The organism is Reyranella sp. GW821-FHT12G01 (genome assembly GCF_058806575.1).
In genome coordinates this window covers 726,805-741,297 of sequence record NZ_JBXAPV010000001.1, presented here as the reverse complement: position 1 = coordinate 741,297, position 14,493 = coordinate 726,805, and the positions used below count along the sequence as shown (strand labels likewise).

General features: G+C 65.4%; 14 protein-coding genes. 3 read left to right on the top strand and 11 right to left on the bottom strand.

Translation table 11 applies throughout. The annotated features are described in order from the left end of the window. Nucleotides 1-52: 52 nt before the first annotated feature. The 6 genes from AC1RP5_RS03540 to AC1RP5_RS03515 all read right to left on the bottom strand — a co-directional run bounded on the left by AC1RP5_RS03540 (nt 53) and on the right by AC1RP5_RS03515 (nt 7,278). A complete protein-coding gene (locus tag AC1RP5_RS03540; protein WP_493109197.1) occupies nt 53-652 on the bottom strand; it encodes a hypothetical protein in 600 nt (199 codons plus the stop codon). A 302-nt stretch (nt 653-954) separates the two neighbouring features. Continuing rightward, the gene (locus AC1RP5_RS03535; RefSeq protein ID WP_493109196.1) at nt 955-1,878 is read right to left on the bottom strand and encodes a serine/threonine dehydratase; all 924 of its coding nucleotides are present in this window, start codon (nt 1,876-1,878) and stop codon (nt 955-957) included. A gap of 72 nt (nt 1,879-1,950) precedes the next feature. After that, nucleotides 1,951-2,511, bottom strand: a complete 561-nt coding sequence (locus tag AC1RP5_RS03530; protein WP_493109195.1) for an HD domain-containing protein — start codon at nt 2,509-2,511, stop codon at nt 1,951-1,953. Beyond that, nucleotides 2,508-3,440, bottom strand: coding sequence for an alpha/beta hydrolase (locus AC1RP5_RS03525; RefSeq protein ID WP_493109194.1), 933 nt, complete (start codon nt 3,438-3,440; stop codon nt 2,508-2,510). The genes AC1RP5_RS03530 and AC1RP5_RS03525 overlap by 4 nt, the downstream gene beginning before the upstream one ends. 122 nt (nt 3,441-3,562) lie before the next feature. Next, nucleotides 3,563-6,232 (bottom strand): hypothetical protein, encoded by a 2,670-nt coding sequence (locus tag AC1RP5_RS03520; protein ID WP_493109193.1) that lies wholly within the window; start codon nt 6,230-6,232, stop codon nt 3,563-3,565. A gap of 176 nt (nt 6,233-6,408) precedes the next feature. Continuing rightward, complete coding sequence (locus tag AC1RP5_RS03515; RefSeq protein WP_493109192.1) at nt 6,409-7,278, bottom strand: protein-L-isoaspartate O-methyltransferase family protein; 870 nt, start codon at nt 7,276-7,278, stop codon at nt 6,409-6,411. Nucleotides 7,279-7,439: 161 nt separating this feature from the next. On the opposite strand from AC1RP5_RS03515, the gene AC1RP5_RS03510 reads away from it, so the two are divergent. Continuing rightward, the gene (locus AC1RP5_RS03510) at nt 7,440-8,447 is read left to right on the top strand and encodes a Bug family tripartite tricarboxylate transporter substrate binding protein (RefSeq protein ID WP_493109191.1); all 1,008 of its coding nucleotides are present in this window, start codon (nt 7,440-7,442) and stop codon (nt 8,445-8,447) included. Here AC1RP5_RS03510 and AC1RP5_RS03505 read toward each other — a convergent pair. Further along, nucleotides 8,444-8,896 carry a nuclear transport factor 2 family protein gene (locus tag AC1RP5_RS03505; protein ID WP_493109190.1) on the bottom strand — a complete coding sequence of 151 codons (453 nt, stop codon included), beginning with the start codon at nt 8,894-8,896 and terminating at the stop codon, nt 8,444-8,446. The genes AC1RP5_RS03510 and AC1RP5_RS03505 overlap by 4 nt on opposite strands. After that, a complete protein-coding gene (locus AC1RP5_RS03500; protein WP_493109189.1) occupies nt 8,896-10,143 on the bottom strand; it encodes a phenylacetate--CoA ligase family protein in 1,248 nt (415 codons plus the stop codon). The genes AC1RP5_RS03505 and AC1RP5_RS03500 overlap by 1 nt, the downstream gene beginning before the upstream one ends. 98 nt (nt 10,144-10,241) lie before the next feature. Between AC1RP5_RS03500 and AC1RP5_RS03495 the strand changes: the two genes are divergently transcribed. Further along, the gene (locus tag AC1RP5_RS03495; protein ID WP_493109188.1) at nt 10,242-10,718 is read left to right on the top strand and encodes a carboxymuconolactone decarboxylase family protein; all 477 of its coding nucleotides are present in this window, start codon (nt 10,242-10,244) and stop codon (nt 10,716-10,718) included. Between the two features lie 57 nt (nt 10,719-10,775). Further along, the gene (locus tag AC1RP5_RS03490; RefSeq protein ID WP_493109187.1) at nt 10,776-11,150 is read left to right on the top strand and encodes a hypothetical protein; all 375 of its coding nucleotides are present in this window, start codon (nt 10,776-10,778) and stop codon (nt 11,148-11,150) included. Between the two features lie 22 nt (nt 11,151-11,172). On the opposite strand, the gene AC1RP5_RS03485 is transcribed toward AC1RP5_RS03490, so the two are convergent. The 3 genes from AC1RP5_RS03485 to AC1RP5_RS03475 all read right to left on the bottom strand — a co-directional run bounded on the left by AC1RP5_RS03485 (nt 11,173) and on the right by AC1RP5_RS03475 (nt 14,491). Then, a complete protein-coding gene (locus AC1RP5_RS03485) occupies nt 11,173-12,012 on the bottom strand; it encodes an ABC transporter ATP-binding protein (RefSeq protein ID WP_493109186.1) in 840 nt (279 codons plus the stop codon). A 7-nt stretch (nt 12,013-12,019) separates the two neighbouring features. Next, on the bottom strand, nt 12,020-13,345 hold the full coding sequence (locus AC1RP5_RS03480; protein WP_493109185.1) for an ABC transporter substrate-binding protein: 1,326 nt from the start codon (nt 13,343-13,345) through the stop codon (nt 12,020-12,022). 69 nt (nt 13,346-13,414) lie between these two features. Beyond that, a complete protein-coding gene (locus tag AC1RP5_RS03475) occupies nt 13,415-14,491 on the bottom strand; it encodes a branched-chain amino acid ABC transporter permease (protein WP_493109184.1) in 1,077 nt (358 codons plus the stop codon). Nucleotides 14,492-14,493 lie beyond the last annotated feature (2 nt).

The window sequence follows — 14,493 nt, the reverse complement described above, 5'->3', positions numbered from 1 at the left end:
ATGCCGAGAATCTATCATCATTCAACAAACCTATGGTTGTTGTCCGAAAGCGCTACGGCGCATCCCTCACAGGGAATGTCGGCGGCGCTACATAACGCTCGTATTTCGGATCGAGTAGATCTCTTCCCCATCCTGATAGCACGCGAGGGCTCATATTGGCCTCTTTGATGGCGCGATCGAGGTCGAAACCTTGTGCCTTACCCACCGTGTAGATGAACGAATTGCTGTTCTGGATCTGGCCGCCATCAGTGCCGGCCTCGCAAGATATATCGTGCGACTTGTAGTCGAATTCTTTTTCGTTGATCGCATTCATTGTCGCGACGCCCTGGGACCACTTTCTTTCCACTTCCTCCCTTGTTCCAGACATTACCGTCCCGATGGAGATATTCTCGCCAGACATTATGGGCTTGCCATCTAGCCTTGCCGGCTTGTCTCGGCCTCTCAGGTCTGCCCCGTCGTCGGCCATCATCATCTCCTTGCCGGTATGCTTCGAAAAACCAAGGCCATGAAGTTCCCTGACAAGCTTGTCGTTGCCGTCGACGAGAGCCAAATAAGCGTGCCCTCGATGCGCAATCGTCTTGTACTTCAGTTCGATTCGCCATGATTTTCCTTGGTCTGGATACAAGATCTCAGCGGCTCTACGGTCGGTCATCGTTCGTTCCTTCGGAATGGTTGCGAGGTACGCCAAGCGACGGCTTCGGTCTGCGCGCTTTGAACCCGCCGCAGCAAGCGGAGGCAATCGCGGCAGGCCGTTCGTGACTTGGCGTCAATCAGAGCGTTGCTGGCACTGCCTTCACGACGCGCTTCGAGCGAAGCAGCACGGCCGCATCATTGATGCGTGCGGACTGAACCTTCAGACGCTCAAAAGCCGATCGCGACAGACAGAAAAGGCCGACGCATTGCGTCTATACCTGCGGGTAGTATAGCAGAATTCTGCTCTACCTCAAACTTGCACTACGCCACCGAACCGGGATCGGTGTTGGCACCGCAGATCAGCGTGGCGACCCGCTCACCCGGCGCGGAGCGATAAGCGCCGGCACGCAGCGCGGCGAGGCCGGTGGCGCCCGCTGGTTCGGCGACAATGCGCAGTTCGTCCCACAGTGCGCGTTGCGCGTCGCGCACGGCGTCGTCGGTGACGAGCACGGAGTCGCGGACCAGCGTCCGCGCGACCTCGAAGTTGGGCGTGCCGATGCGGCTGGCCCCCAGCGCGTCGGCGGCGATGCCGGAGATCGCGACGTCGACCGGCTTTCCGGCCTTCAATGCTTCGTGCAGCGTCGGCGTGCCTTCGGTCTCGACGGCGACGATCTTCTTCGCCGAGCCGATCGCGGCGGCACAGCCGGCGATCAGGCCGCCACCTCCCACGGCGATCAGCAGCGTGTCGAACTCCGCCTGCTCGGCAAATTCGAGTGCGACACTGCCAGCGCCGGCAAACACGACCTCGTCCTCGTAGGCCGGCACAGTGAGGGCGCCGGTTTCGGCGGCACGCTTCTCGGAGGCCGCACGGGCCTCGGCGTAGACGGGACCGATCTGGTTCACGACCGCGCCGTAGCTGCGCAGCCGCGCCACCTTGGCCGGCGAGGCGATGGTCGGCACGAAGATCTCGGCCTTGTAGCCCAGGGCGCGCGCGGCATAGGCCGCGGCGGCGCCGTGATTGCCGCCCGAGGCCGCGACGATGCCCGCCGCCGGCACCTTCGAGGCGAGCAGCTTGTGGAACGCGCCGCGGCCCTTGAACGAGCCGCTGACCTGCAGCGATTCGAGCTTCAGGGCGAGCGGCGCCGTGACGCCCAGCGAACCGGCGGCAAGTTCGATCACCGGCGTGCGACGCACATGCGGACGGATCAGGCTCCAGGCGGCCTCGACTTCGGAACGGGAGATCATGGGTAAGACCGTGTCATCCCGAGGCCATGGGCCGAGGGATCCTTGATGGGGCGGAAAGGAAATGTCCCTCGCTTACGCTCTGGCTGACAATCTGCAGGCCGGGACGTGGCGCAGGTAGTAATCGAAGTCGGGCGTGCTGGCGCGCGGGTCCTTCGCTTCCTCGTCGTAGCGCCGCAGCCGCACCGCTTCGGCGTGATACGGATTGGCGCGGAAGGCCTCGACCTCGTCGGGCGACATCAGGCCGCCCTGCAGCTGCAGGCTGCGTACGGAATCGGGCGCGAGCTTGCCGAAGTAATCCGACTCGACCGTGCAGAGATAGCGCTTGGCGGTGACGTGCAGGCGGACCGGCTCACTGACGGCCGGGCCGAAGCGCTCGGCCAGCCATTGCGCGCCCAGTTCCTCGTGCACGTCGTCGACGCCGCGCGAAGCGGGATCTTCACCGAGCTTATGGATCATGTGGCCGACATCGTGCAGCAGCGAGGCCAGCACCGTGGCCGGCGGCGCGCCATCGGCTTCAGCCAACGCCGCGGCCTGCAGCGCATGCTGGAGCTGGTTGATCTCGGACAGGCCATAGCGCCGTGTGGCGCGGCCGACGAAGATGTCCAAAAGTTCCTGACGCAGGGGATCGCTCATGCGGTCTTTTTACCATGAACCGGGGCGTAACCGGGAATCAGGGAAAGCGCCTGTTTCAGGGGATCGGCCTGCCACGCGCGCGTAACAAAATCGCCATGCATGTCGAGGCCGCCGGTGGGGCCCACGAAGGCGGCGGTGCCGGGCGACAGGCTCTTCGGGACAGTGCGACTGAAGGCGATACGCCGCTTGGTCAGCAGCCCCTGCAGGGCGGCGTTCTCGTCCTTGGTCGACTCGGTGAAGGCGCTGAGCAGGAAGGCCTGCTGGCGGCGCGCGGCGAACCAGGCCGCGAACTTGTCCTCGTCGCCATAGAGCGCATCCAGAAGGATGAGCCCCTTCACGCGGTGGTTGGCGCCGCCGCGCTGAAGCGCATAGGCCGCCGACAGGTAGCCGCCGCTATAGGCCGCGATCACCACCGGCGCGAGGTTGAAGCCCCGGCCGGCGCTCTGGCTGCCGTAGAGGCGCATCAGCCGCTCGGCCGCCTCGTCGAGATACTTCGCGAAGTGGCCGCCGCGCCAGAAATTGCCGGCGCTGGAGTCGAGCGCGTCGAGGGCGAGCTGCGGCGCGACCAGGGCGATGTTCTGGCCCGACTCCGCGATCTGCCGCGGCACGGCCTGGCGCGCCTCGACGTCACGCTCGAGCGTCGCCCCCTGGCCGTGCAGGAACAGCACGATCAGGACCGGCCGCGTCGGATCGAAACCCTGCGGCAGGTAGAGCAGCGAACGGCGGTCGCTATAGGCCACTTCTTCCCAATAGACGTCGCCGCGACCGGTCGTGTGGCCGCGCCGCTTGCCGTCGCGCGCGTCGAGGAACGGCTTGGTCGTGTCCGGGATGAGGCCGCGATAGGGGAAGGGCGAGGCGTCGAAGGCGACGAGCTGCGTCTTCGCCTCCTTGAGCGCGGGCGACGGCGGAGGCGCGGCTGCCTTTGTCACCGGAGCCGGCTTGGCCCCAGGCTTTGCCGGCTGCCGCTTCGTCGCCTTCTTTGGTTTCTTCGGCTGGGCGTGCGCAACGGTTGGCATCAGGAGAGCCCCCAGCAGCAACAGCGCCCGCCGCTTCACGCGGCGGCGGGCCGCCCTGCCCCCGGAAGCGGCATGAGCACGGAGAAGAACGTCGGCAGCGCGATCAGGTAGGCGAAGGCGCCGACCAGCACCACGGCCGGCAGGCCGAAGCTGGTCGCCACGATCGGCACCAGGGCCGCGCCGATGACCGAGAAGCAGCCGTTGATGCCCCAGGCCCACAGGAACATGTGGTCCTTGCCGAGGCGGCCGAGCGTCGTCATCGCCGTCGGCATGGGGAAGCCCATGAGGAAGGCCGGCGGGAAGACGATCAGCAGGCAGAGCAGGATACGCAGCGCATAGGGCAGCGTGCCGATCCAGTCGAGCGCGTAGTCGATGGTGAAGGCATAGGTCACCAGGATCGCGAAGATCGCCAGGAAGACCTTGGGCATGAAGGTGCGGGCCCGGTCGAGGAAGCGTTCGGAGAAGAAGCTGCCCATGCCCGAGAAGACCAGCATGCCGGTGATCAGCACCGAGGCCGACACCGTGGCGTTGGAAAGCGCCAGGATGAAGTGGGAGATCATGCCCACCTCGACGATGATGTAACCGAGCCCCAGGCACAGGAAGTAGATCATCGTGCCGAACTTGCCGGGATAGCGGCTGAAGATCGTACGCCAGCCGAAGATCACGGGGAACAACACCAGCGTCAGCGCGAAGACGGTCGCGATGCCGAGCGTCGCCCACAGCAGCAGATAACCCCATTCGTCCTGCACCAGTTCGAGCCGGTCGGTGAACTTCAGCAGGTCCGGCACCTTGATGTAGGCGGCGAAATACGGCTGGTGGTTGGTGAGGATGCGCGTGTCGAAGACATATTGGTCGGCGACCTTCTGCCAGCCGCCTTCGAGCAGGTAGTGCCAGGCGAGGCGTCCCAGCACGGTGGCCGGAATCTTCGGCGTGGGCGGCGCTTCGTCAGCCTTCACCTCGGTCGGGGCGGCGCCGGGCGCGGCCTCGGTCGTCATGCCGGGCGGCGGCTTGTCGTTCGGCTCCTTCTCGGACGGCGCCGTCGGATCGCTCTGCTCGCCGGTGAAGAAGAACTGATCGTGATAGTCGGAAAGGATCTGCTTGAGATCCGACTCGTCGACCTTGATGCCGGGATAGTAGATCTCGTCGAACGACATCGCCTTGGTATGGGCGTTGAGCTCCTCGATCTCCTTGGGCGTGAAGCCGTCGCGCTTGTAGAGAACGGTCGCGGTCGAGAGGTAGGACGAGACAACGTAGAACTTCTTGGCGATGTCCTTGCCACCATCGACGTCACGCGCCGCGGCGGCCATCGTGGCGTAGAGCTTCAGCACCGACTTCGGCGGTTCTTCCTTGTTCCACAAAGTCACCGACAGGATACCGCCGGGCGTCAGCGCGCGCATGTAGGCGCTCATTGCCTCCCGCGTGTACGAATACTTCTCGACGATCGAGAAGCCGCCGGGGCTCGACAGGCCGGCCGAGTCGGCCAGCGACAGGTCGATCACGTCGTAGCGGTTCTTGGTATGAGCGACGTAGAGGCGGCCGTCATAGTCGACGACGTTGACCTTCGGATTGTTGAGGACGTCGCCCGTGAAGTCGCGCAGGCCCTTATCCTCGCGGAAAGCCGTCAGCAGCGCGGGGTTGCCTTCGGCCACCGTGACCTGACTGGAGCCCGACTTCAGCGCCACCGCCGTCGAGATGCCGCCGCCGAACTGGACCACGAAGGTCTTCGGGTCCTTCTTCAGCAGGTACGGGTAGTACATCGGCAGGTACTTGAAGTACGCCGTCTCGTCGGCCGGCAGGTCCTTGATGATGCCTGCGGGGCCTTCGGAATCGATGTAGAGGCCAAGATAGGCGTTCGACGGCATCTTCTTCAGGTTGAAGGCCGCATTGTCGGACTGGCCCGGCGCGAAGTGCAGGTAGGAGCTGGAGTAGACTTCCAGATAGCCGAACGGCGTGGCGCGCTCGTAGGTGCGCACCGCGTCGGGGAACTTGCGGGCGTAGGAGACGCCCTTGTAGTCGGACACGGCGAGCTTGGGGATGCCGAGCACCTGCGGCGCGAAGTGGTGCACCCCGGCCGCCAGGATCGCGACGACGACGATGGCCGCCATGCCCTTGCGGTCGCCCAGCGCCACGAACCACAGCACACCACCGGCCAGCCACAGGATCAGCGGCGCCATGATGAGATCGTCCGGCCGCCAGGCGTACATCGCCAGCAGCACCGTGAGGCCGCACAGGCCCGAGCCGACGAGGTCGGCGAAGTAGACGCGACTGAAGGTCTTCTGGGCCTTCAGGAAGATGACGCCGAGATACAGCGCGCCCGCCAGGAACGGCAGGAAGTAGAGCACGAAGTTGGCGAACAGGCGCCACTTCTGCATCGGATCGGAGATCAGGAAGATCGCGTTGAACGGCACCTGCTGGGCGGCGAGGTTGCACACCACCATCAGCGGCCCGAAGGCCAGAAGCGCGCCCTTGACCGAGCCGATCCAGTGCCGCTCGAACCAGCTCTTGCCCACGCACATCACGGCGCTGGTAAGACCGAAGCCGAACATGGCGAGGCTGACCACCAGCGAGCCGAAATGGGCCCAGCTGCCGACCGAGAACACCCGCATGATGCCGATCTGCAGCGCGATGATGCTGCCGGCGACCAAGCCTACGGACAGATAGAAGGTGAGCGGCGGGCGATGATCGAGATCGACCGTGATGGACAAGGGGGATCTCCGTTGTTTTTGTTGGATCGCTTTGCGCGATCTCTAGAGGGGCAGCCGTTCAGTCTGGTCCGTCACCGGTGCCGTCCGGCACGTAAACCGAGGGACCTTTATCGTTAGATAAAGGTCCCTCGTATCACTGCGATGACGCTATCTCTCAAAGTCGCTCGACGCGACCTTTAGCGGTTGTGCGTGCCGACGATCTTGTCGCCTTCGAGCTTGGTGAAGGGCACGAACGGCACGATCTTGCCGCCATAGATGTCCTCGCGGCTCGTCGTGATGGAGCCGTCGGCGCCCTGGGTCTTGGTGACCTTGAGCACGCGCTGCGCGCCCGGAGGTCCGACCGGGATCACCATCAGGCCACCGGCCTTGAGCTGCTGCAGCAGCGGCGGCGGCACGTGGTCGATGCCGCAGGTCACGATGATCTTGTCGAACGGGGCAGCCTCTTCCCAACCGTAGAAGCCGTCGGCCGCCTTGGTCTTGATGTGCTTGAACTCGGTGTAGCCCTTGTCGATCAGCTTGTCGTAAAGGCCGCGCGTGCGCTGCGCGAGCGGCGCGATGATCTCGATCGTGTAGGCATTCTCGGTGAGGTTGGCGATGTACGCCGATTGCACGCCCGAACCGGTGCCGATCTCGAGCACCTTCTCGCCGCGCTTCACGTCGATGACGTTGGTCATGCGGCCCTGCACGTGCGGGCCGGACATGGTCACACCGTAGCCGATGTCGAGGAAGGCGTGCTCGTAGGCGCGCTTGGCGATCGCCGGGCTGATCGCGGAGAACTCTTCGCGCGGGGTGAGCAGGAAGGCGCGCATGGTCGCCTGGCCCCAGATGTCCTTGTTCTTGATCAGCGCCTGGAAGCGATCCCAGCGCTGGCCGAGGAAGACGGGATCTTCACCGCGGGCCTTACCCCAGGCGATGAAGTTCTCGCGCGAATCCATCGGCGGGTTGAGATCCCAGCTGTAGGGCTTGATCGTGGCAGCGATGGCCGGGGCGGCCAGGGCACCGGCGGCGAGCGCAACCGAGCCGGAGACGAAAGTACGCCTCTTCAAGATATTCCTCCTTGGCGCGGACACATTGAGAGAGGGGAGAAACCACCGGAAAAGCCCGGCGATTCGGGGCGGCCGCACGTCAAATAGATACGGGAATTGTGGCGGATTTGCCAGCGCGGCCATGCTAGGTCGTCGGTAACAAATACGAATCAAGGGAGGACATGATGACCCGCATTCTGAGCCGCCGCACCGCCCTGGGCGCTGCCGCGGCCCTGCCCGCCGCTGCCCTGCTGCCGCGCAGCCTGCACGCCCAGGCTGCCTGGAAGCCGACCCAGAACGTCCGCATGGTCTGCCCGGCCGCCCCCGGCGGCACCACAGACATCGTCGCCCGCCTGCTGGCGGCCTACCTCACCGACGCCTGGGGCCAGTCCTGCGTCGTCGACAACAAGTCGGGTGCCGGCGGGGTCATCGGCTCGGCCGAGGTGGCCAAGTCGGCCCCGGACGGCAACACGATCCTGATGGGCAATATCGGCCCGCAGTCGATCGCCTACTCGCTCTACCGCAACATGCCCTATACGCCGGCTGGCCTGATCCCGGTGTCCAACGCCATCACTGCCCCCAACGTGCTGGTCGTCCATCCGTCGGTCCCGGCCAAGACCATCCCGGAATTCGTCGCCTGGCTGAAGGCCCAGAACGGCAAGGCCTCCTACGCCTCGTCCGGCACCGGCCAGTCGCCCCATCTGTGCGGCGCGTGGTTCCTGCAGCTTACGGGCACAAAAGCCGAGCACATCCCCTATCGCGGCGCCGCCCCGGCGCTCAACGACCTGACGGCGGGTGTCACCCAGTTCTTCTTCGACAACCTGACGACCGCCATCGAGTTCGTGCGCGCCGGCAAGCTCCGGGCGCTGGGTCTCACCTCGGCCCAGCGCAATCCGCTGACCCCCGAGCTGGTCCCGATCTGCGAGACCATGCCCGAACTGAAGCCATTCGACGTCTCGACCTGGTTCGGCGTCTTCCTGCCGGCCGGCACGCCCAAGCCGATCGTCGATTCGCTCAACGCCCAAATGAAGGCGTGGCTGGCCGACCCGAAGACCCTGGAGCGCTTCAAGACCATGGCGGGCTTCCCGGCCTACGGCACGCCCGATCAGTTCAACGCCTTCGTGAACGCGCAGATCGCCCAATGGAAGGGTGTCATCGACAAAGAAGGCCTGAAGCTCGACGTGAACTAGGCCCCGGACAGGAGCCGTTCGGGAAGCGGGCGTGCGTCGCTGGCCTTGTCCCAGGCCTGCGACGCGATCCGCCACCGACCGTCGGTCCTGACCAGGAGCATCATCTCGACCGCCCGGCTGCTCTCCGAGCCGTTCTCGACCATCTCGCAGCCCGCGACGGCGACCGCCACGTTGCCGAACACGATGATCTCGGCGCCGAGCACGGTCTCGTCGAGAGACCGTAACGTGGCGCCGGCGAGTCCCTTCATGCGATCCACGAAGCCGGCCACCGTCTGCGGCGCGACCGGCCGAGCCGCGGGATGGAGCCTTGCTCCCGCGAGAAAGTCGGCCGCGAACCCTTCCCCGTCGAACGTCCCTCCTTGCGCCCAGCTCAGGCTGGCGAACTGACGGGCGATGAGGGCCTTGATCTCCGCCACATCGGCAGCCTGCTCGTCGGCCCCGGTCTCCATCACGTGTACTTACGGGTGTCGTCGATCACCTTGCCGTCGTTCGGCAGGGCACCCGGCGCGGCGAACTCCACGGCGCCGCCCACCTTGCAGACGCTGCGGACCGTGTCGGTCATGGCCTTGGCGAGTTCGGGCGTCGGCGCGACGGCTTCGACCTTCAGGGTCATCGTGTCGGCCTGGTTCACCCAGTCGATGACGAGGCGCAGGCGGCCGAGGCCGGGATGCTTCTTTGCGATCTCGGCGATCTGCTCGGGATCCACGAACATGCCGCGCACCTTGGTGCGCTGGTCGGCACGGCCCATCCAGCCCTTGATGCGCATATTGGTGCGCCCGCATGCGCTGGTTCCCGACAGCACCGCCGACATGTCGCCCGTGCCGAAACGGATCAGCGGATAGGCACGGTTGAAGCTGGTTACCACCACTTCGCCGACATCGCCGTCGGGCACGGGATCGCCCGTGCCGGGCCGCACGATCTCGACGATCACGCCCTCGTCGACGATCATGCCTTCGATTGCGCCGTTGGGCGCAGCGGACTCGTAGGCGATCGTGCCGAGATCGGCCGTGCCGTAGCTCTGCAGGCAACTCAGGCCCTTGTCCTGGAACATCTTGCGCAACGACGGCGGCAGCGCTTCTGCACCGACGAAGGCGTGCTTCAGCGAGGAGATGTCCTTACCGAGCTCCGCCGCCTTCTCGATCAGGATTTTCAGGAATGACGGCGTGCCGACATAACCGCTCGGCCGGATGGCGGCGATGGCGTCGAGCTGCAGTTCGGTGTTGCCGACGCCACCCGGCACCACGGCGCAACCCAGCGCCCGCGCCGCGGACTCCATCATCATGCCGGCCGGCGTCAGGTGATAGGCGAAGGTGTTGTAGACGAGGTCGCCCGGCCGGAAGCCCGCCGCATACATGGCGCGCGCGCCGCGGAAGTAATCCGGCTCGTCGGTGTCGATCTCGAAGATCGGACCGGGCGACATGAAGACGTGGCGCACCTTGTTCATCGGCACGGTGATGAGGCCGCCCATCGGCGGATCTTTCTTCTGCACCTCGCCGAGGGTCGACTTGCGCAACACCGGCAGTTTCGCGAGCGCTTCGCGCGAGGTCACAGACGCGGGGTCGATGTCCTTCAGCCACCGGGCGAAGAACGGCGCGTTGGCCTTGGCATGCGTGACCTGCTGCGGCAGGGCGTTCATCAGCGCCGCCTCGCGCTCGGCGGGCAAGCGCGTCTCCAAGGTGTCGTAATGCCTGGACATATGTTTCCTCGTATTTTCACGCACGGTAGGCGGCGCCCCGAGCCTTGCCAAGCGGCCTAGCGACCCTAATATCAGCACTCTGATATATGGAGCCGCCGATGTCCCAGCCCCGCATCTCCTACGACGCCTTCGCGAAGACCGCGCCCGTCGCCCAACAGTCGCTGATCGCCATGGGCAAGCAGGCCGACGAGTCGGGCATCGACAAGCAGATCATCGAGCTGGTGAAGCTGCGTGTCTCGCAGCTCAACAACTGCGCCTTCTGCCTGCAGATCCACCTCAACGTCTCGCGCAAGCTCGGCATGCCACAGGAGAAGCTCGACCTCGTCGCAACCTGGGAAGAAGCCGGCATCTTCTCCGACCGGGAATGCGCGGCGCTCGCCTGGGCCGAGACGCTCACCCGGCTCGTGGGCCAGAGCGTCTCGAACGAGGCCTACGAAGCCGTGCGCCGCCACTTCAGCGAGGAAGAGGTCACCTTCCTCTCGGTGTCGATCGCCACGATCAACGCCTGGAACCGCCTGGGTGCCGCCTTCCGCTTCGCGCCGCCGATCCAGAAGATCTCCCGGGCGGCGGCGTGATCTTGCTACCTTGCAGGTAATTGCCGGCCCCGCTGCCGGCGATCGAAGCTCGGCGGCATGTGGATCGCCATTGCCCTGCCGCTCGCCTTCGCCATCGTCGGCGCCATTCACCTGATGCCGGTGGCGCCGGTCTTCCTGCCCGAGACCCTGTCGCGCCTCTACGGCATCGCACCGACCGACACCACGATGCTGGTCCTGATGCGCCATCGCGCGCTGCTGCTCGCGCTGGTCGGCATCCTGTGTCTCTGGGCAAGCTGGTGGGCGCCGGTGCGCCCAGCCGCGCTGCTGGCGGCGACGATCAACGTCGTGGGCTTCCTGGCCTTCTACGCGCTGTACGGAAATCCCGCCGGCGCGCTCCGCGTCATCGCCATCGCCGATATCATCGCCATCCCGCCCCTCGCCTTCGCCGCCTGGGCCACGCTCGCCCGCTAAACACTCATCCGGTCCGTTTGAGTCAGAGCCAGCGCTTGCGACGGCGGTAGTGTTTGACGTCGCGGAAGGAGCGGCGGCCCTCGCCGCCGATGCCGAGATAGAATTCCTTCACGTCCTCGTTGGACCGCAGGCTCTCGGCATCGCCGTCGAGGACGACCCTGCCGTTCTCGAGGATGTAGCCGTAATGGGCGAAGCGCAGCGCCACGTTGGTGTTCTGCTCGGCCAGCAGGATCGAGACCTTCTCCTGCTCGTTGAGGTTCTTCACGATGCCGAAGATCTCTTCCACGAGCTGTGGCGCGAGGCCCATCGAGGGCTCGTCGAGCAGGATCGTCGTGGGCCGGCTCATCAGGGCGCGGCCGATCGCGACCATCTGCTGCTCGCCGCCCGACGTGTAGCCGGCCTGGCTCGAGCGGCGGACCTTGAGGCGCGGGAAATAGTGATAGACCTTCTCGAGGTCGTCGGCGACCTGGCGCCTTTTGTTGCCGTGGATGAACGCGCCGGTCAGCAGGTTCTCCTCGACGGTGAGATGACCGAAACAGTGCCGGCCCTCCATCACCTGGATGACGCCGCGGCGGACCAGGTCGTTGGGCGTGAGCCCGTCGACCCGCTCGCCGCGACAATGGATCTGGCCCTTGGTGACCTCGCCCCGCTCCGTCCGAAGCAGGTTCGAGATCGCCTTGAGCGTCGTCGACTTGCCGGCGCCGTTGCCGCCCAGCAAGGCCACGATGCCACCCTCCGGCACCGACAGCGACACGCCCTTCAACACGAGGATCACGTGATTGTAGATCACCTCGATGTTTGCCACGTCGATGACCTTCGACGGGGCGGGCGCGGGCGCCATTGGTGCCGCAGAAGCGGTCATCGCAGGATCAGCTCTCCTTCGAGCAGTCGCGCGGCGTGATCTTCTTCTCCGCCGCGTACTTGGCGGCGACGTCCTTGACCAGCGGCGCCAGCACCGTGTCGTCGCCGGTATAGTAGTCGGAGATCACCTTCCACTCCTTGCCGTCCCACTGGTGGACGCGGGCGAGGCGCGTGCCCTCGTGGTCGGTGCAGCTCGCCTTGAGCGGGCCCATCATGCCCTCGAAGCCCAGCTGCTTGATGCGGTCGGCGGTGAGATTGAGGTTCTCGAAGCCCCAGCGGACCTGCTCGCCGGTCAGCGGCTTGTTGCCGAACTTGCCTTGGGCGGTACGGATCGCCTCGACGCCGACCATCGAGTTGATCAGGCCTCGGTTATAGAGAACCGTGCCCAACTCGTCGGGCTTGGTCAGCGACTTGCCCTGCGACAGCACGAACTTCTCGAGATCGGCATAGACCGCGGGCTTGCCGGAGCCGTGCTGCATCATCAGCGCCTTGTAGCCCTTCGACTTGTCGCCAGCCGGCAGCACGTCGGGTTCGGCGCCCGACCACCACACGCCCAGCATCTTGTCGCGCGGATAGTTGACGTTGCCCGCCTCGCTGATCGAGGCCGAGTTCATGACGCCCCAGCCCCACAGCAGGACATAGTCCGGACGGGCCTGGCGGACCTGCAGCCATTGCGACTTCTGCTCGCTGCCGGGCGCGGGCACCGGGATCGGCAGGAACTCGAAGCCATACTTCTTGGCGAGGATCTCGAGCGCCGCGATCGGCTCCTTGCCGAACGGCGAGTCGTGATAGACGAGCGCGATCTTCTTGCCCTTGAGCTTGTCGACGCCGCCCCATTCCTTGGCGATGTGCTGGATGGCGACATCGGCGGCCGTCCAGTAGGTGCCCATCAGCGGGAAGTTCCAGGTGAACACGGAACCGTCGCGGCTGTCGGCGCGGCCGTAGCCCATGGTGAGCAGCGGGATCTTGTCGCCCGGCGCCTTCTCGGTCAGCGCGAAGGTGATGCCGGTCGAGAGCGGGCTGAAATACGCCGCGCCGGTCGGGCCCTTGCCCTTGAGGCGCTCGTAGCATTCGACACCGCGGTCGGTGGCATAGCCGGTCTCGCATTCCTCGAAGGCGATCTTCACGCCGTTGATGCCGCCGTCGCGCGCGTTGATCATGTTGATGTAGTCGGCGACGCCGTCGGCGAACGGCACGCCGTTCGGGGCGTAGGCGCCGGTCCGGTAGACCAGGCCCGGGATGAACTGTTCGTTCTGCGCCTGTGCCGACGCGGCCGCGAAGACGCCGGCCGATGCGATGGCCGCACCGAGCAACGCCAGATTGCGTAGTCCCATCGTTTCCTCCTCACATGTGAGGACGGTCCTTGATGGCCGTCCCTTGCCAAAAAACCTATCCCCTCCCGCTCAGTGCGGGAAGGGCCACAGCCTGAGCTTTTCCTTGGCGACCGCCCACAAACGCGCGAGCCCGTGCGGCTCGACGATCAGGAAGAAGACGATCAGGGCGCCGAAGATCATCGCTTCGAAATGGGAGATGGTGGCCGTGCTGATTCGCCAGCCGACCAGCCCGCCAAGCACAGGCAGCGCCTGGTTGAGGAAGATCGGCAGCAGCACGATGAAGGCCGCACCGAGGACGCTGCCCAGGATCGACCCCAGACCGCCAATGATCACCATGAACATGAGCTGGAACGAGCGGTCGATCGAGAAGGCCGCGGGCTCCCACGAGCCGAGATAGAGGAAGGCCCACATGGCGCCTGCCACGCCGATCAGGAACGAAGAGACGGCGAAGGCGGTGAGCTTGGCGTACATCGGCTTGATGCCGATGATTTCGGCGGCGATGTCCATGTCGCGGATCGCCATCCACTGCCGGCCGACATGGCCACGCACCAGGTTCTTGGCGGCGAGCCCCAGCACGAGCGTGAAGACCAGCGCCACGATGTAGATCGCGGTCGGCGAGTTGAGGTCGAAGCCGAACAGCTGGATGGATGGCGCGTTGATCGAGCCGGAGGGCGTGTAGTTGGTGATCCACTTGATGCGCAGGAACGCCCAGTCGCCGAAGAACTGCGCCGCCAGCGTGGCACAGGCGAGATAGAATCCCTTGATGCGCAGGCTCGGGATGCCGAAGAGGATGCCGACCGCCGCCGCGACGAAACCCGAGAGCAGAATGCAGACCAGCGGATTGAGGAACGGCAGGTGGATTCCGAGATTGTAGGCGGCATAGGCGCCGACGCCCATGAACGCGCCCGAGCCCAGCGAGACCTGGCCGCAATAGCCCATCAGCACGTTCAACCCGATCGCCGCGAGGCTCAGGATCACCACCGGGATCAGCACCGCGCGATAGGTGTATTCGCTGGCGACGAAGGGCACGACGAGGAAGGCGACGACCATCAGGGCCAGCATGACGAAGCGGTCCTGGGCGATCGGGAAGATCGCCTGGTCGGCTTCGTAAGTGACCTTGTACTGGCCGGCTTCGCGGTAGAACACTT